This window comes from Glacieibacterium sp. (genome assembly GCF_965200405.1).
GTDB lineage: Bacteria > Pseudomonadota > Alphaproteobacteria > Sphingomonadales > Sphingomonadaceae > Glacieibacterium.
This window is the reverse complement of sequence record NZ_OZ241356.1, coordinates 3,247,604-3,264,827: the sequence shown is the minus strand read 5'-3', so window position 1 is coordinate 3,264,827 and position 17,224 is coordinate 3,247,604. Positions and strand designations below refer to the sequence as shown.

General features: G+C 65.4%; 18 protein-coding genes. 10 read left to right on the top strand and 8 right to left on the bottom strand.

All coding sequences use genetic code 11. The features are described from left to right. Nucleotides 1-28 precede the first annotated feature (28 nt). From ACOFKW_RS15360 to ACOFKW_RS15345, 4 genes are read left to right on the top strand one after another with little or no spacing between them, the layout of a single operon-like run. Nucleotides 29-2,251, top strand: coding sequence for a molybdopterin cofactor-binding domain-containing protein (locus tag ACOFKW_RS15360; protein ID WP_419815001.1), 2,223 nt, complete (start codon nt 29-31; stop codon nt 2,249-2,251). A gap of 44 nt (nt 2,252-2,295) precedes the next feature. Next, complete coding sequence (gene hemH / locus ACOFKW_RS15355) at nt 2,296-3,252, top strand: ferrochelatase (protein WP_419815000.1); 957 nt, start codon at nt 2,296-2,298, stop codon at nt 3,250-3,252. A 32-nt stretch (nt 3,253-3,284) separates the two neighbouring features. Further along, nucleotides 3,285-4,007, top strand: a complete 723-nt coding sequence (gene phbB, locus ACOFKW_RS15350; protein WP_419814999.1) for an acetoacetyl-CoA reductase — start codon at nt 3,285-3,287, stop codon at nt 4,005-4,007. Further along, nucleotides 4,007-4,294: a ribbon-helix-helix domain-containing protein gene (locus ACOFKW_RS15345; protein ID WP_419814998.1), complete on the top strand. Its 288-nt coding sequence runs from the start codon at nt 4,007-4,009 to the stop codon at nt 4,292-4,294. Before phbB ends, ACOFKW_RS15345 begins: the two co-directional genes overlap by 1 nt. Here the strand turns inward: ACOFKW_RS15345 and ACOFKW_RS15340 are convergent. From ACOFKW_RS15340 to purE, 3 genes are all read right to left on the bottom strand, one after another. Further along, the gene (locus ACOFKW_RS15340) at nt 4,187-5,014 is read right to left on the bottom strand and encodes a phosphatase PAP2 family protein (RefSeq protein ID WP_419814997.1); all 828 of its coding nucleotides are present in this window, start codon (nt 5,012-5,014) and stop codon (nt 4,187-4,189) included. The genes ACOFKW_RS15345 and ACOFKW_RS15340 overlap by 108 nt on opposite strands. 252 nt (nt 5,015-5,266) lie before the next feature. Continuing rightward, entirely contained in the window at nt 5,267-6,325 is a 1,059-nt protein-coding gene (locus ACOFKW_RS15335; RefSeq protein ID WP_419814996.1) for a 5-(carboxyamino)imidazole ribonucleotide synthase, read from the bottom strand. Next, nucleotides 6,322-6,792, bottom strand: a complete 471-nt coding sequence (purE, locus tag ACOFKW_RS15330; RefSeq protein WP_419816971.1) for a 5-(carboxyamino)imidazole ribonucleotide mutase — start codon at nt 6,790-6,792, stop codon at nt 6,322-6,324. Before purE ends, ACOFKW_RS15335 begins: the two co-directional genes overlap by 4 nt. A 133-nt stretch (nt 6,793-6,925) precedes the next feature. On the opposite strand from purE, the gene ACOFKW_RS15325 reads away from it, so the two are divergent. Further along, nucleotides 6,926-7,663 carry an NYN domain-containing protein gene (locus ACOFKW_RS15325; RefSeq protein ID WP_419814995.1) on the top strand — a complete coding sequence of 246 codons (738 nt, stop codon included), beginning with the start codon at nt 6,926-6,928 and terminating at the stop codon, nt 7,661-7,663. Nucleotides 7,664-7,767: 104 nt separating this feature from the next. Here ACOFKW_RS15325 and gpmA read toward each other — a convergent pair whose 3' ends face one another. The 3 genes from gpmA to ACOFKW_RS15310 are packed head-to-tail and all read right to left on the bottom strand — an operon-like array spanning nt 7,768 to nt 10,309. Then, the gene (gene gpmA / locus ACOFKW_RS15320) at nt 7,768-8,445 is read right to left on the bottom strand and encodes a 2,3-diphosphoglycerate-dependent phosphoglycerate mutase (RefSeq protein ID WP_419814994.1); all 678 of its coding nucleotides are present in this window, start codon (nt 8,443-8,445) and stop codon (nt 7,768-7,770) included. A gap of 55 nt (nt 8,446-8,500) precedes the next feature. Next, entirely contained in the window at nt 8,501-9,625 is a 1,125-nt protein-coding gene (locus tag ACOFKW_RS15315; protein ID WP_419814993.1) for a M14 family metallopeptidase, read from the bottom strand. Between the two features lie 54 nt (nt 9,626-9,679). Continuing rightward, on the bottom strand, nt 9,680-10,309 hold the full coding sequence (locus ACOFKW_RS15310) for a DUF4136 domain-containing protein (protein WP_419814992.1): 630 nt from the start codon (nt 10,307-10,309) through the stop codon (nt 9,680-9,682). Between the two features lie 118 nt (nt 10,310-10,427). Between ACOFKW_RS15310 and galE the strand changes: the two genes are divergently transcribed. From galE to ACOFKW_RS15290, 4 genes are all read left to right on the top strand, one after another. Further along, nucleotides 10,428-11,435 (top strand): UDP-glucose 4-epimerase GalE, encoded by a 1,008-nt coding sequence (galE, locus tag ACOFKW_RS15305; protein WP_419814991.1) that lies wholly within the window; start codon nt 10,428-10,430, stop codon nt 11,433-11,435. Nucleotides 11,436-11,473: 38 nt separating this feature from the next. Continuing rightward, on the top strand, nt 11,474-11,599 hold the full coding sequence (gene ykgO / locus ACOFKW_RS15300; protein WP_310498791.1) for a type B 50S ribosomal protein L36: 126 nt from the start codon (nt 11,474-11,476) through the stop codon (nt 11,597-11,599). Next, nucleotides 11,596-12,207 (top strand): HAD family hydrolase, encoded by a 612-nt coding sequence (locus ACOFKW_RS15295; protein WP_419816970.1) that lies wholly within the window; start codon nt 11,596-11,598, stop codon nt 12,205-12,207. Before ykgO ends, ACOFKW_RS15295 begins: the two co-directional genes overlap by 4 nt. A 64-nt stretch (nt 12,208-12,271) precedes the next feature. Beyond that, a complete protein-coding gene (locus ACOFKW_RS15290) occupies nt 12,272-14,239 on the top strand; it encodes a serine hydrolase domain-containing protein (RefSeq protein ID WP_419814990.1) in 1,968 nt (655 codons plus the stop codon). Between the two features lie 130 nt (nt 14,240-14,369). Here ACOFKW_RS15290 and bla read toward each other — a convergent pair whose 3' ends face one another. Together bla and pyk are read right to left on the bottom strand one after the other, a co-directional pair. Further along, nucleotides 14,370-15,284 carry a subclass B3 metallo-beta-lactamase gene (bla, locus tag ACOFKW_RS15285; protein ID WP_419814989.1) on the bottom strand — a complete coding sequence of 305 codons (915 nt, stop codon included), beginning with the start codon at nt 15,282-15,284 and terminating at the stop codon, nt 14,370-14,372. A 4-nt stretch (nt 15,285-15,288) separates the two neighbouring features. Then, entirely contained in the window at nt 15,289-16,770 is a 1,482-nt protein-coding gene (pyk, locus tag ACOFKW_RS15280; RefSeq protein ID WP_419814988.1) for a pyruvate kinase, read from the bottom strand. A 42-nt stretch (nt 16,771-16,812) separates the two neighbouring features. On the opposite strand from pyk, the gene ACOFKW_RS15275 reads away from it, so the two are divergent. Continuing rightward, nucleotides 16,813-17,178 (top strand): DUF1244 domain-containing protein, encoded by a 366-nt coding sequence (locus tag ACOFKW_RS15275; RefSeq protein WP_419814987.1) that lies wholly within the window; start codon nt 16,813-16,815, stop codon nt 17,176-17,178. The last annotated feature ends 46 nt before the right edge of the window (nt 17,179-17,224 follow it).

Below are 17,224 nucleotides of genomic sequence, written 5' to 3'. Positions count from 1 at the left end.
GTGCCCGTCGCCGGGCTATCGACTGCGCATGGCCCGTTCCGATCCCGAGACACCGACCCCCAAGCGCGGCCGCGTCAACCGTCGCAACTTCCTGATCGGCACCGGTTCGGCGGTCGGGCTGGTCGTCGGCTATGCGGTATGGCCGCGCCAACGCGCGCTCAACTGGGTCGCGGCACGAGACGAGACGCTGATCAACGGCTGGGTCAAGATCGGCACCGATGGTCGCATCGTCGTCGCGGTGCCGCAGGCCGAGATGGGGCAGGGCGTCTACACCAGCCTGCCGCAGATCCTCGCCGATGAACTTGGCGCCGACTGGGCGACCGTCAGCGTTGAGCCGGCACCTTTGCATCCGATCTATGCCAACAAAGGCTTCATCGCCGACGTAACCCCGAGTATCCCGGCACCATTGCGCGGCATCGCGGGCTGGGCGCTCGGCGCCGTCATCGAACATTACGACGTGCAACTGACGGGCGGCAGCACCTCGATCCGCGGTTTTCACGACACCATCCGGCTCGCGGGGGCCTCGGCGCGAGAGATGCTGTGCCGCGCGGCGGCGCGGGACTGGGATGTCGACTGGCGGGAGTGCGACACCCGCGCCGGCTTCGTCACCTACAAGGCCCGCAGCGCTCGCTTCGCCGACCTGGCCGGCAAGGCGGCGATGGAGGACGCGCCATCATCTCCAACGTTGCGGCCGGCCAAATCGCGGATGCTGATGGGCAAGGCGGTGCAGCGGCTCGATATCCCGGGCAAGGTCGATGGTACAGCGCACTTTGGCCTCGATGTTCGGTTGCCGGGGATGCTCTACGCCGCCGTGCGCTCCGGCCCGGTCGGCGACCCCAGGCTCGTTTCTGCGACGGGACCGGCGGACGTTCGGATCGTCAAGGGGCCTTCATGGGTGGCTGTGGTCGCCGATGGCTTCCACGCGGCGAAGACCGGGCTGGAGAGGGTCGAGGCGAAGTTCGCCGCCCAGCCCAAGGTCGCGGGCAACTGGATGGAGCTGGCGCTCAAATCCGCGCTCGCGCATCCGGGAGAGGTCGTCGCCAAGTCCGGCGATGCCTCGGTACTCGATGGCAAGGGCGTGATCACCGCCGACTATACCGTGCCATTCGCCGCACACGCCTGCATGGAGCCGATGAACGCCACTGCGCGCGTCGGTAACGGCCGTGCCGAAATCTGGGCCCCTACGCAATCGATCACTTTGGTTGTCTGGGCTGTCGCAAAAGCGCTCGGTATCGAGGAGTCGGCGGTGACGGTTCATCCGACGCTGCTCGGCGGTGGCTTCGGCCGCAAGGCAGAGTCCGACGTCTGCGTCCAGGCGGCGCTGATCGCCCGCGCCGTGAAAGCGCCGGTCCAGGTCATCCTGACCCGCGAGGAAGACACCGCGCAGGACCGCTTCCGCCCTGCGGCCGCGGCCCGCATGCGCGGCCTCGTCGGAGCCGACCACCGTATCGCCGCCTGGGGCAGTCGCGTCGCGGTCCCTGACGTCGGAACCAGCTTCATGAACCGCAACTTCCCGGCGATGGGCGGCAAGGCCAAGCCCAGCGCGCAGGGCGTCGATGGTACGCAGGATCTGCCGTATGACTTCGGCGCCATGTCGGTCGAACACGCGCTGGTCGATTTGCCGGTGCCGCTCGGCTTCTGGCGCTCCGTCGGGCATAGCTTCTCGGGCTTCTTCGTCGAGAGCTTCATCGATGAGATGGCGCATGCAGCGGGCGTCGATCCCGGTGCTTTTCGCCTGTCGATGCTCCACGATGCGCCTCGCCATGCCGCCGTCGTGCGCGCCGTACTGGCTGCGTCGGGACCACTTGGGCTGGTCGAGCCCAACACCGGTCGCGGCATCGCGCTGGTCGAGAGTTTCGGCAGCATCGTCGCCGAGGTCGCCGAGGTCGTCATCGGCAAGGATGGTCCCCGCGTCATCCGCGTCTGGGCAGCGATCGACTGCGGCCCGGTCGTGAATCCAGGCATCGTTCGCGCCCAGATCGAGAGCGGCATCATCTATGGACTGACCGCCGCGCTGAAGGGCCGCATTACTTTCAAGGACGGCGTAGTGGAGCAGGCCAACTTCGATCGCTATCCATTGCTGACGCTTGCCGAAACGCCGGAGATCACGACCATCATCATGACCAGCACTGCACCGCTGGGAGGCGTCGGCGAGCCCGGCCTCCCGCCTATTGCTCCCGCCGTCGCCAACGCGATCTTCGCGGCGGGCGGCCAGCGCCTCCGCGACTTGCCGTTTGCGACTGCGGCGTGAGCCTGCCTGTCGATCATCCACCCGTCGCGTTCGGCAAGGTCGGGATGCTGCTGGTCAATCTCGGCACGCCCGATGCGGCCGACATTCCATCGGTGCGCCGCTATCTGGCGGAGTTTCTTTCAGACCGCCGCGTTGTCGAATTGCCGCGCATCTTCTGGACGCCGTTGCTCCACGGCGTCGTCCTGCGCCGCCGTCCTAAGACGACGGCGGCGAACTATGCCCGGGTGTGGACCGGCGACGGCTCGCCCCTAGCCTCGATCACCAAGGCGCAGGCGGCGGCGATGGCGACGGCATTTCCCGACGTCATGGTCGATTGGGCGATGCGCTACGGCAATCCTTCCATCCCTGACCGCCTCGCCGCACTTAAGGATGCCGGTTGCGAGCGCATCCTGATCGCGCCCCTGTATCCGCAGTACAGCAGTGCTACGACCGGCACGGTCAACCAGCAGGTCTACGAGACCGTGTCCAGCTGGCGCTGGCAGCCGGCATTGCGTACCTTGCCCGCCTATCACGACGATCCGGCCTACATCCAGGCGCTGGCCGCGTCCGTGGAGGCAAGCCTGTCCGCTTTGGATTTTAAGCCGCAACTGGTCCTTGCCTCGTTCCACGGCATGCCGCGACGGACGCTCGACCTCGGTGATCCCTATCATTGCCATTGCCGCAAGACGGCGCGTTTGCTGGCTGGGCGGCTCAGCCTGCCGCTGCGGGTCAGCTTCCAGTCTCGGCTGGGGCGGGCGGAATGGCTTAAGCCCTATACTGACGCGACGCTGACCGAACTGGCGGCGGAGGGCATCACGAAGGTTGCGGTGGTGTCGCCCGGCTTCTCCGCCGACAATCTGGAAACGCTCGACGAAATCGCGCGCGAAGGCCGCGAGACGTTCATGGAGAATGGTGGCGTGGACTTCGCCTACCTGCCATGCCTGAACGCAACCGACATCGGCGTCGAGATGCTGAAAGATTTACTGAGGCGTGAACTTGCGGGCTGGGCCACGCCGCAATAGTCTCGCCGCAAAACACATCCTGGGAGAATAGCATGGCACGGGTAGCGATCGTCACGGGCGGCACGCGCGGTATCGGCGAGGCGATCAGTCTGGCGCTTCAGGCCGAAGGCATGACCGTCGCGGCAAACTATGGCGGCGACGACGCGAAGGCGGCCGGGTTCACGGCGCGCACCGGCATCAAGGCCTATAAGTGGAACGTTGCCGATCACCAGGCCTGTCTCGACGGCGTCAAGCAGGTCGAAGCCGACCTCGGCCCGGTGGACGTGCTGGTCAACAATGCCGGCATTACCCGTGACGGCACGCTGCTCAAGATGACCTACGAAATGTGGCGCGAGGTCATGGACGTGAACCTCGGCGGCTGCTTCAACATGGCCAAGGCAGTGTTTGCCGGGATGCGCCAGCGCGGCTTCGGCCGGATCGTCAGCATCGGTTCGATCAACGGGCAGGGCGGCCAATACGGCCAGGTCAACTACGCCGCTGCCAAGTCCGGCATCCACGGCTTCACCAAGGCGCTGGCCCAGGAAGGCGCGCGCGCCGGGATCACGGTCAATGCCATCGCGCCGGGTTATATCGACACCGACATGGTCGCTGCCGTCCCTGCCGACGTGCTGGAAAAGATCGTCGCCAAGATTCCGGTCGGGCGCCTCGGCAAGGCCAGCGAGATTGCGCGCGGCGTCGTTTTCCTGACCGGCGAGGATGCGGGCTTCATCACTGGCTCGACGCTGTCCCTCAATGGCGGGCAGCACATGTACTGATGGCGGTGGCAAAGCCTGCGAGCGGCCTGGTCAAGGGCTCGTTCAAGATCGCGGGCCACGCCACTTCGGTCAGCCTGGAACCGGTGTTCTGGGCGGCGTTGCGCACTGCAGCCGCCGAGGACGACCGGACCCTGGTCGCGCTCGTCACAGAGATTGACGAGGCGCGCACCACCAACCTGTCATCCGCCATCCGCGTCTGGCTGTTCGAGCGCGCCCGTGTTGCGGCATCGGCGAACGACCAGTATCGCCACCAAGGCCAAGACCAGGCCCGCGATGACGTCCACTAGGTAGTGACCACCTTTAGTGGGGGTCGAGATTAGCATCATCAGGTTGAGCCCGATGGCAGCCCCGCCGAAGAAGCGCATCCGTCTAAACGACCAAGAGAAAATTAAGCATAACGCGGCGTGAAATGACGGGAAAGTGACGATCCCCTGGGAATGACTGATCTCAAATGTCATCGGTCCGCCATTTCGCAGGGTATGGAGATCGTCGATCCACACTGCCTTACCAACATTGAAGAATGGCAGCGCGCCTTCCGCGGGCAGTACGCCGCTGATCAGGCAAGCGCTAATCGCCGTCAGCAGTGTAATCCAAAGGAATTCGCTCGCCCGGCCGCGATCGTGCGAGAACGGAGCGATAAAGCAGACCGCCATCAGTTGCCATGACAAGCTGCCATAAGCGATTGCCAAGACTATCTTGAACGAAGGGTGAGCTTCAACGAAGCTGTTCCACGCGAGCCAGTCAAAGCCAAGCGCGCGGTCCGCAGCAACAAATCTAGAATCGAGCAGCGGCAATGAAAGATGCGCGCACAAATAGCTGAATACCACTATGGCGCCGACCAAGCACATCCAAAGGCCAAAATTGCCGACCGCCTCGCCAAATTTTTCAATTCGTCGAAACGATCGCCATAATAGACCGACTGCAAGAAGTCCTGCACCTGACAGGATGAATTCGACAATTCCAGTGAATCTGATGCCTACGGCACAAGCCCAGGCGAAGTCGACCATGGCAAAGAGAACGAAAGCTAAAAGTTGCCCACGGTTATGACGAGTTGCCGATGCAAAGGCCGTAAGCGCCTTAGATACATTGGAATGGCCTGTGATATTTGCGTGATCTGCGGAGGCTTCGGGGGTGATAAGGAGTGGACTGATCCTGAGTGCCGACATTCAATGCCCCCGTCGGGTCGCCCGATAGTGCCGACCTTCTGCGTCGCAATAAGCACACCCGTCGTTGCAAACCGCTTAATGTCCGCGGTCGCGCTATAGCCAGGTAACATGCCCCATCTTGCGGCCGGGCTTGATCTCGCTTTTACCGTAGAGGTGGAGGTGGGCCTGGTTGTCGGCCAGCAGGGCTTGCCAGTCGTGGACGGCGTCGCCGAGCAGGTTGCGCATGCGGACGCGGGGGGCGGTCAGCGCAGTCGAGCCGAGGGGCAGGCCGCAGACGGCGCGGATATGGTTCTCGAACTGCGAGGCGCGCGTGCCCTCGATCGTCCAGTGGCCGCTGTTATGGACGCGCGGCGCCATCTCGTTGAACACCGGACCGTCGGCGCAGGCGAAGAACTCCAGGGTCAGTACGCCGACATAGTCGAGCTCGTCCGCCACCGACTTGGCCAACACAGTCGCCTCGGCCCGTTGCGTTTCGATCAGTGGCCCAGCGGGGATCAGGCTCTCGGCGAGCACGCCGTCGTCGTGGCGATTGCGGGGCGTGTCGTAGATCACTGTCTCCCCTGACGCGGCGCGCGCCAGGATCAGCGAGAACTCGACCTCGAAGCTGACGAACGCCTCGGCGATTGCCGGTTGGCGGCCGATTGCTTCCCACGCGGCGGCGCAATCAGCGGGCTGCATGATCCGTGCCTGCCCCTTGCCGTCATAGCCCATCCGTCGAGTCTTCAGGACTACGGGGCCACCTATGGCTGCGACAGCCGCGTGCAGGTCGTCGAGGCTGTCGACAGCGTGGAAGGGCGCGACACGGCCGCCGAGGCCGGAAACGAAGCGCTTCTCCGCCAGGCGGTCCTGCGCGATTTCGAGCGCCCGGGCCGGTGGCTGGACCTCGACCAATTCCGACAGGTAGCGCACCGCTTCGACCTCGATGTTCTCGAACTCGAAAGTCGCGACGTCGACCGAGGCGGCGAAGCTGCGCAGCGCGGCACGGTCGGTATAATCGGCGCGCGTCACCTCCGCCGCAACGTCGCCGGCCGGCAGTTCATCCTCGGGGGCCAGGATGTGGACGCGATAGCCCATGTTGGCCGCTGCCAGAGCAAGCATCCGCCCGAGCTGGCCGCCGCCAAGAATGCCGATGGTCGAGCCGGGTGGAATCATTCGGGGCTTACGTCCTGGACGGTTTCCGCCACCCGGTCGCGCATCGCGTCCCGCCACGCATCCAGCCGATCGGCCAGCGCGGCGTCGGTCGTCGCCAGCATCGCCGCCGCGAGCAGGGCGGCATTGACTGCCCCCGCTTCACCGATCGCCAAGGTCCCGACCGGCACCCCCGCGGGCATCTGGACGATGGAGAGCAGGCTGTCCATGCCGCTGAGCGCTCGCGACTGAACCGGCACGCCGAGCACCGGCAGGCGGGTCATCGAGGCACACATGCCCGGCAGATGAGCCGCGCCGCCCGCGCCCGCGACAATGACCTTGAGCCCGCGCGCTACCGCCTCGTGCGCATAGTCGTACAGCCTTTGCGGGGTGCGGTGCGCCGAGACGATGCGCGTTTCATGCGCGATGCCGAGCTCCGCCAGCGTCGAGGCGCAGTGGCGCATCGTCGCCCAGTCGGACTGACTGCCCATGATGATGCCGACTTGTGGCTGGTCCACCGTGCCCCCCGCTTCAGGAAGCGCCGGACCTTAGGGGCGAGGCGGCGCATCGGCAACCTTGCCGCCGCCGTCATTTCGCGCGAACTTGCGGCTTGAGGGAATTTGCATGGCAATCGAAGCACGCGCACCACGGTTGGCGGTCCTGATCGACGCCGACAACGCCTCGGCAAAGATCGCCAACGGCCTGTTCGAGGAGATCGCCAAGATCGGCGAGGCCAGCGTCCGGCGCATCTACGGCGATTTTTCCGGTCAGCAACTGTCTGGCTGGGCCAAGATCCTGGCACGCTTCGCGATCATGCCCCAGCACACCGTTGCCGCCGTCGCGGGCAAGAACGCCAGCGACATCGCACTGGTCATCGATGCGATGGACCTGCTCCACACCGGGCGCTTCGACGCGTTCTGCCTCGTGTCGTCGGACAGTGACTTTACCCGGCTGGCGGCGCGCATCCGGGAGCAGGGTGTCGACGTCTATGGCTTTGGCGAGCAGAAGACGCCCGAGAGCTTTCGCCAGGCCTGCAGGCGCTTCATCTACACCGAGAACCTGCTGCCGGCTGCGCCAAAGCCCGCGACGGTCAACGCACCCGCGATAGCGACCAAGCCGGAGAAATTGCTCGCACCTCCCGCCGAGGCGATGCGGCTCGTCCGTACGGCACTGGCTCAGCTCGAGGACGCCGACGGCTGGGTGTCGCTCGGCGTTCTTGGCAAGCGGCTGCTCGAACTGGCCTCCGACTTCGATCCGCGGACCTACGGCCATGCCAAGCTGGTCGACCTGGTCACCAAGTCAGGCGGCTTCGAGGTGCGTCGACCCGAAGGAGGCGGGGTCTATATCCGCGACAAGGCATAGCGCGGGAGCGGCCTTATGATCGGGGCGGAATATAGCATTTGGTGCCGCGCGTTCGGACGCACCTCGCACCGCTGCCGGCATGACCCGCGACGGAAGCGAGGGCCCTAAAGGTAGAAGCGCCGCTGCTCGGTCAGATCGTCGTTCAGCTCATAAACCATCGGCTTGCCGGTCGGGATTTCCTCATGAACGATGTCGTCGTCGGCAATGTTGGACAAGTGCTTGACCAGCGCGCGCAGCGAGTTGCCGTGCGCGGCGATAATCACGCGCTTGCCGGACTTCAGCTCAGGCGCGATGGCGCTGTCCCAATAGGGCAGGACACGGGCGATCGTGTCTTTCAGGCTTTCCGCGACCGGCACGTTCAGCCCGGCGTAGCGGCGGTCGGCGGACAGGTCGTACTCCGATCCAGCCTCCAGCGGTGGCGGCGGAATGTCGAAGCTGCGCCGCCATTCGAGCACTTTCGCGTCGCCGTGTATGGCGGCGGTCTCGGCCTTGTTGAGCCCGGTCAGGCCGCCGTAGTGCCGCTCGTTGAGCTGCCAGTCCTTGACCACCGGCAGCCACAGCCGGCCCATCGCCTCCAGTGCGAGGTTGAGCGTCTTGATGGCGCGGGTCTGGACGCTGGTGAAGGCCAGGTCGAAATCATAGCCCTTGGCGGCCAGCAACTCGCCCGCGGCGGTCGCCTCCGCGATGCCCTTGTCGGTCAGGCTGACGTCCCACCAGCCGGTGAAGCGGTTCTCGAGGTTCCACGACGATTGGCCGTGGCGGAGGAGGACGAGGGTGGGCATCGCTATGTCCTTCGTTCGTGTCGATCAGTTTGGCGTGGATCGTAAACGGTCGCGGCTAGCGCAGCCGTCCGACGATCTCCAGCAGTGCAGCGAGGCAGTCGCGACCCAATGCCTTGCACCGCTCCGGCGACCAGCCGGCGCGAGGGTCAGGCAGGTCGTCGGCGTCCTTGAACGGCATTTCGAGGGTCATCGCCACGCAGCCGAAGCGCTCGGCGACCGCATTGGTGCTCATCGTCAGATTGGCGCGACCCGCAGCTGCGACCGGGTAGCCGATGCGCGTCTGGAAGTCGGGGCTGAGGCGCGACAGGATCGTCTTGTAGTCGCCCAGCAGGCCGAGCTGGCGATCGGTGCTCGAGGGAATGCCCTCGAAGCCGGCGATGAAATTGTGCGGGAGCGATTCGTCGCCGTGGACGTCCATCGCGAAGTCGACGCCAGTCTCGTTCATGGCCGCGAGGACGCAAAGGACCTCGGGCGACTTCTCAGCCGTCGGCGCATGCCATTCGCGGTTGAGGTTCACACCAGCCGCGTTGGTGCGCAGGTGACCACGCCGCGATCCATCGGGATTCATGTTGGGGACAAGGTGGAAGGTGGCCGCCTGGCGCAGAGCGCGCGCTTGCGGATCGGCGGGATCGGTCAGCCGCTCCAGCGCGCCCTCCATCCACCACTCGGCCATCGACTCGCCCGGATGCTGTCGACCGTAGAGCCAGACGTGGCGCGGACCCTCGCCGAGCGTCACGCAGTCGATCGACTGGCCATCGAGCGAGACGCCCAGCACCGAGGTCGAGACGCCACTACATTGGCCGATGCGGGCGATGAGGTCGTGATGCCGCTCCATGCTGTAGGGCGCGAAATAGGCGACATACATCGAGTTGGTGCGCGGCGTGACGCGGATGCTCAGCACGCCGTCGTCGTAGCTGGTGGCGACGCGGGTCCAGTTCTGTCGATCCTCCGAGACCACTGCCCTGTAGTTCGGCCAGCCGCCTTCGTAAGCCGAACCCTTGCAATTGACGATGCGCAACGTGCAGGCTTGGCCCGCCGCCCCGGTCAGGCGGAAGTGGAACCACTGGTAAAAGTCGGAGTGAGCATCCTTGCGGATGCTGAGGTCGATCGCCCCCGGACCCGCAATGCGAACGACCTCGATATTGCCGCTGTCGAAGGCGGCGGAAATGGCGATGCTCATGCCAGAGCTATTGCCGCTTCACCGCCGCCAAGTCGACCCCTCAGCCGCCGCTGCCTAGCGGCGCCCGCCCTTGTAATGCACCGTCTGGTTGGCCGGCCCCGGGAAGTCCGCCAGCAGGTCGCGCGCCAGTTCCGGAATCGCGGTTGGAAGCTGCGCGGACGGGTTCCGGTCATCGCGGGCGGCCGTCGCGCGGCCCTCCCAGACGATGCTGCTGTCGGAGCGGCGCTTGATCTGCAGGCCCAGCGTATTCACCCGGGTATAGTCGGTGCGGGTGTGGCCGCCAACCGGCACCTGTACGCCGGCACCGCCCCCGAAGCCGCCACCGCGACGACCGAAGCTGCCGCCGCCGAGGCCGAGGCCGATCGACAGGCCGGTCCGCCGCGTCGCACCCGGCCGGTCGACCTGCTCGATCGTGATGACGCCGACATAGGGTGAACTCTGGTCGTTGCCATAAACCGGCGTGAAGTTCTGATTGCGAAGCTCATTGCCGACCGCCTCTGCATAAGTGCGGAATTCCAGGTCGTTAGCCATGTTGGGATTGGCCGGCACGACCGCGATGGCGCCACGTGCGATCGGCTGGCCGAGGTGGAAGCGGGTGACGTCGGTGCCGCTCGGCCCGGTGGTGCAGCCCGCAAGAACCGTCAGCGCGGCGGCCGGCACGAGCAACTTGCGAAGTGTAAGCATGGAACTTTGACCCTCGGATTGGCTTGTCGTTGCCGTTACAACGCCGCATCAACGCTGAAGTCGCACGAGCGCGACAACGTCGCAACTTATTGGCGTGCGTCATACATAGGGATTGAAGATGGCCGATACGGGCACGGTTCTGGTCACCGGTGGTGCGGGTTATATCGGCAGTCATGCGGTGCTCGCGTTGCGGGACGCCGGGTACAAGGTGGCGGTGCTCGACAATCTGACCACCGGCTTCCGCTGGGCGGTACCCGAGGGCGTTGCCTTCATCGAGGGCGATGTCGCCGACATGGCGCTGGTCGGACGCACCTTGTACGAGCACCAGGTCGGCGCGATCCTGCACTTCGCCGGATCGATCATCGTGCCGGAGTCGGTCCACAACCCGCTGAAATATTATCGTAACAACACCGCCGCCAGCCGCGCGCTGATCGAGGCGGCGGTGACCGGCGGCGTCAGGCACTTCATCTTTTCCTCGACCGCGGCGGTCTACGGCATCCCCGAGAGCTCGCCGATCGACGAGGACATGCCGACCAAGCCGATCAACCCCTATGGCACCTCCAAGCTGATGACCGAGACGATGCTGCGCGACGTCGCGGCCGCGCATGACATCAACTACGGCGTTCTGCGCTACTTCAACGTCGCCGGCGCCGATCCGCACGGTCGCACCGGCCAATCGACGGCAGGCGCGACGCATCTGATCAAGATCGCCGCTGAGGCGGCGCTGGGGAAGCGCGCTTCGGTCGGAGTGTACGGGACCGACTATGCGACGCCTGACGGCACCGGGGTGCGCGACTACATTCACGTCACCGACCTGGCCGAAGCGCATGTTTCCGCCTTGCGCTGGCTGACCGCGAATCCAGCGAAGTCGTTGACCGTGAACTGCGGTTATTCGCGCGGTTTCTCCGTGCTGGAGGTGCTCGATGCCGTGGACCGGGTGGCGGGCGTGACCTTGACGCGCGACTTGCAGGGCCGCCGGGCTGGCGATCCCGATGCGCTGGTCGCGTCCAACGCGCGTATTCTGTCGACGCTCGACTGGCGGCCACGGCTCAACGACCTCGACACCATCGTCCGCGATGCGCTGGCGTGGGAGCGAAAGCTTGACGAAACCCGTCCGGCGGCCTAGGCAGCGCGACCTTCTTAAATTCTAATTCCGGTGCCGCCATGAAAGTTCGCAACTCGCTCAAGTCGCTCAAGTCGCGCCACCGCGATTGCCAGGTCGTGCGTCGTCACGGCCGCACCTATGTGATCAACAAGACCAACCGTCGCTTCAAGGCGCGCCAGGGCTGATCACGCCGCTCAAGGCCGTCGTCTTCGATGTCGGTAACGTCCTGTACGACTGGGACATTCGGTATCTCTACAGCAAGCTGATCGACACGCCAGCGGACCTTGAGTGGTTCCTGGCGAACGTCGTGACGCCCAACTGGCACTTTCAGCACGACGAGGGCCGCGCCGCTGCGGACACCACGTCGGAGCTGACGACAGCATTCCCCGACCATGCCGAGCTTATTGCGCAGTACGTGCCGCGCTGGCTGGAGACGATCCCCGGTCCGATGCCGGGAATGATTGAGCTGGTCGACGAACTCGCCGCCAAGGACGTGCCGCTATACGCGATCACCAACTTCAGTGCCGAGTTCTGGCTGCGCTTCATGCCGACAGCACCGGTGTTCGGCCATTTCCGTGACATCGTCGTCTCTGGCGTCGAGCGAATGGTCAAACCAAGCCCCGAAATCTACACGCTGGCGATGCAGCGCTTCGGCCTCGCGCCCGGCGAGGCGATGTTCATCGACGATCGCGCCGATAACGTCCACGCCGGCGAGGCCGTCGGGCTGATCGGTCATATCTTCGACGGTGAGCCCGGTGTCCGGGCGGCGCTGGTCGCGGCGGGCTTGCTCTAGTCGGCCTGCCCTTGCCGGGAACCAACAAGCTGCCATAGTCGGACCCGTAACGTCGGGGGACGCGATGCTGGGCGGTTTGCGGGCGATCATCCTGGCTTCACTCGCCGCCCTGTTGTTCGCAACACCGACGCTGGCGCAGTCGTTCGCGCCGCTCAAGCCACGGTCGATGACGATCGAAGCAGCGGTCCGGCCGCCCGTTTCGGACGACATGATCGCCGCGTTCGTGGACGCTACCGTCGCTACTGGCGTCGAGACGCTCGGCCTGCCCGGAGCGGCGGTAGTGGTCGTTCGCGACGGACGCACGATCCTGTCGCGCGGCTATGGCTTTGCCGACTTTGCCACCGGTCGCCGTATTTCGCCCGAGAACACGCTGTTCCGCCAGGCGTCGGTGTCGAAGCTTTTCACATGGTTGCTGGTCATGCAGCAGGTCGAGGCAGGCAAGCTCAGCCTCGACCACGACATCAACGACTATCTCGACTTCCGCATTCCCGACGCATTCGGCCGTCCGATAACGCTGCGCCATTTGATGACCCACACACCGGGGTTCGACGAGCGCGTCCGCGGTCTTTTCGACCAAGGGCCGCCGACCGACCTCGGCAAATTGCTGCGTGAAAACATCCCGGCGCGAGTCTATGCGCCCGGCGCGACGATGGCCTATTCGAACTACGGCGCTGCGTTGGCTGCCTATATCGTCGAACGTTCGGCGCGTCAGCCGTTCGAGCAGTTGGTGCAGCAGCGGATCCTGACACCACTCCGGATGACGCACTCGACCTTTTCCCAGCCACTACCGCGTGTCCTCGCGCCGCTGCTGGCACAGGGCTATCTCCCCGGGAGCCGCACGCCAGCCCCATTCGAATGGGTCGGCACGCCGTCGGCAGGCGGCATGTCGGCGTCCGCGAGTGATCTCGGGCGCTTCATGGCGATGTTGCTGGGCGGTGGCAGCCTCGACGGCGTGCAGATCATCCGGCCTGCCACGCTGGCTGCCATGTTGCAGATCGCGAGGCCGCTTGCACCGGGGTTGCCGACCGGCTTCGGCCTCGGCTTCGAAGGTGGCACCGAAGGCGGTGTTCGCTTCATGGGACACGGCGGCAATCTGGCGGCTGCTGCGACGCAGCTGACCCTGTTCCCGGAGCAGAAACTCGGAATCTATGTCGTCTTTAACGGGCAGGGCATCAGCGGCGGCGCACACGCGATTGAGCAGTCGATCGTCTCTTCTCTGGTGGCGCGGCTAGGTGGCAGCAACTCCCGGCCAATTGCCATTCCAGCAGATCAGTCCACGGCCAGCATTGTCGCCGGCTCCTATCTCAGCGCGCGGCGCAGTCACTCCGGCTTCCTCAAGCTCCTCGATATCCTGTCGGTTGCCGACGTCACGGCGGCTGACGACGGGTCGATCACGGTGTCGACGATCACTCGCAGTGACGGCAGTAAGCGGCGCTTCGTGCCGGTGGGTCATGACCGCTTTGCCGATGCAGAGACGGGCGCTCCACTGGTCTTCACGCGCGACGCCAAAGGTCGGGTCCGTGGCATGGCCGGCGAGATTGCCTACCCGGTTGCCGAGTTCGATCGGGTTGGCCGCTGGATGTCCAGCGCCGCGCCGGTCATGGCATTTTCCCTGGCAATCGTCGTCCTTACCGCCTTGACGATGCCGGCGACGGCGTTCCTGCGCTGGGCCTGGCATGTTCGCCGGTCGACGCGACCCCAGCGCGAGCAACGGTGGTTTCGCCGGGCGCGCCTCGGCGCCTGGGCGGTTTCGGCAGCGGGGGTGCTGTGGATCGTCTACCTCGTGAAAGCGGAAGCAGACGTCGCCCTGCTGACCAACAAGGCTGGCCCTTGGCTGCTTCTGCTTGGTGCGGTCACGGTGTTGGGCGTGTTCGGCGCCATCGCCCTGGTCGTCGACGCCTGGTCTGCGTGGAGCGATCGGGTTCGCGGCTTGTGGCGCAAGGTCTGGGCGTCGGTCGCGGGATGTGCAGCTCTCGTGCTGCTCACCAGCGTCTTCGTATTCGATCTAGCAACGTTTTCGGCGAGCTACTGATCTGGCCGAGGCAAGGCAGCCGCAACACGATCGTCGTTAGGAAAACCCCAGCATCCTTTGCACAGGAAGTTGACGCCGGTTTCGATGTTCAGTCGTGCTTGACCAGGAGGCCGGTCAGCCCGCTGCCTTATCAGTTCCGTCCAGCGGCTTCCGCAGCAAGCCTTTCGTCGAGCTTCCGGCGACCGGTAGCAGCGTAATTCATGCAGGCCGCCGGATCGCTCAACGGCGCTGCTCCCGCGAGGCGCGCGTAGAAGTTGCTCACGGCAGGATGCGGCGTGATGAGCAGGTCGCAAGGGAGGTGCGCGATCTTGCCAAGGCTGGTCTTGAACACGGCGACATAGTCCGGATGATCGGAAAACCGGTATTTGCCCAACGCGATCGCCGTTACGCTGTCGGCGTAGACGATCGAATGCGACACGCCGTTGTCGGTCGAGGTCCATGACCAGCTGGTGCTGCCCGGAGCGTGGCCCGGCGTCGCGTGAGCAGTCAGGCGAAGCGGTCCGACGGCGACGATCTCGCCATCTTTCAGCACGTGATCGACCCGGGGACCCTTGAATGGCGGCAACTCGCTGGCCTGCGGATCGCTGGTAGATGCGATGCCGCTCCCGAGGGACGGCTTCGAGGCTGCGACCGCCATCATCCGCGCCCCGGTCTGTTGCTGCAACTGAGCGAGACCGGCGGCATGATCGAAATGTTCGTGGCTCGACAACAGGACTTTTACGTCGGCAAGTCGAAATCCCAGTCGCTGGATATTTGCGATCACGCCGGGGGCTGCCTCGGCCGTCGCCGCGTCGATGACGATATGGCCCTTTGGACCGGCAATCAGCACCACGACGATCCCGCACGAGCCGACGTCATAGACGTTGCCGAAGATCCGGATGGGCGGCGCGGCGTCGCTCCAGCCGTCCTTACCAGCGCATTGCGCCTGGTGGTCCGCGAACGATGCCGGTGTCGCCGCAGGCATGATCGGTCCAGGCGCCGCGCCGACCTGCGCGAAGGCAAGCCCGGCAAAAGCCAGGTAGCTGATCCGTTTCCAAGCGCTCATCGGATCAATACCCGTCCAGTTCCTTGCCCGACAGCCGGACGACGTGCAGCACGTTGGTCGTTCCCGGGGTCGAGAACGGCACGCCCGCGATCAGGACCATCAAGTCACCACCAGCTGCAATGCGGGTGCGGAGCGCCATGCGCTTGGACTTGGCGACCATTTCCTCGAAGTCGCCGACGTCGCGTGTCTGGACGGCGTGGACCCCCCAGACCAGCCCCATGCGACGGGCGGTAGCTCGGGACGGTGTCAGGCACAAGATCGGCACGGTCGCGCGCTCACGGGCGGCACGGCGGGCCGTCGAGCCGGAAATGGTGAAGCAGCAGATAACCTTGGCGCCGATGGTCCGCGAGATCGAGCCACTGGCATAAGACATCGCATCGGCGGTGGTGGCGCTCGTCGCGGTCTCGGTGAAGTGGACGCGGCCATACCATTGCGGATCATTCTCGACCTGCCGCGCGATGGCATCCATCATCGACACCGCCTCGACCGGAAAGGCGCCGGCGGCACTTTCGGCCGACAGCATCACCGCATCCGCACCGTCGTAGATCGCGGTCGCGACGTCGCTGACCTCAGCCCGGGTAGGGGAGGGCGACATGATCATCGACTCGAGCATCTGGGTTGCGACGACCACCGGCTTGCCGAGCGCGCGCGCCATCGCGACGATGCGCTTTTGTGCCGGGGGAACCTGCTCGGGGGGCAGTTCGACGCCCAGGTCGCCGCGCGCCACCATGACCGCATCCGCAAGCTCGAGAATCTCGCCCAGTCGCTCCATCGCCTGCGGCTTTTCGATCTTGGCGAGCAGCGAAGCCTTGCCGCCGATCAGCGCCCGTGCCTCGGCGACATCCTCTGGGCGCTGGACGAACGACAGCGCGATCCAGTCGGCGCCGTGATCCAGCGCAAAAGCCAGGTCGGTGCGGTCCTTCGGCGTCAGCGCCGCCAGCGGCACGACGACGTCGGGAACGTTGAGCCCCTTGTTGTCCGACAGCTTGCCGCCGACCACGACCTCGGTAACCAGCCGTGTCGCACCGGCCTCGGTAACGCGCAGCACCATCTTGCCGTCGTCGAGCAGCAGCCGGGCACCCTCGGTCAGCGCGGCGAACAGCTCCTTGTGGGGCAGCTGGACGCGGGTCACGTCGCCCGGCGTCGGGTCCATGTCGAGGACGAAGGTTGCGCCCTTCATCAGCTCGACCGGGCCACCGCCGAACTTGCCGACACGCAGCTTCGGCCCCTGCAGGTCGGCGAGGACAGTGAGGGGCCGGTCGATCTCCTTCTCCAGGGTGCGGATGTTGGCGATCAGCGCGGCGCGAGCCTCGGCGGTGCCGTGGCTCATGTTGATGCGAAAAGCGTCCGCCCCGGCAAGATAGAGGGCGCGGATCATCTCGAGCGAACTGGAGGCCGGTCCCAGCGTCGCCAAAATCTTGACACGTCGCTGGCGCGGATCGGTGCGGACGCTCAAGACTTGTTCTCCCCGGGTAGTTCTGGGCATGGCTAGCGCTATAAGGCCGCAACCTCAACCCGGAGAAGGTCCATGGACTCAGTCGCCCGCGAACGAATCGAAGCGGCCGCTTTTCGGCGCCTGCTCCAGCATCTGCGCGGCCGCAGCGACGTACAGAACGTCGACCTGATGGGGATCGGCGGCTTTTGCCGCAACTGCCTGTCCGACTGGATCGGCGAGGCGGCAATGGACGCCGGTACGCCGGTGACCAAGGGTGAGGCGCGCGAATGGGTCTATGGCATGCCCTATGAGGCGTACAAAGCAGCGCACCACACTGAAGCGACACCCGAGCAGCTGGAGCGCATGGCCGCCAGCGTGGCGCGGAACCGGGCGCTGGATGAAGCCCTCGACGAGAGCTTCCCGGCCAGCGACCCGCCTAGTCGCAGCGAACCCGGCTGAGGCGGAACCGTCTCGCCGCCTCCGCGCGTTGACCCGGCTCATCGAG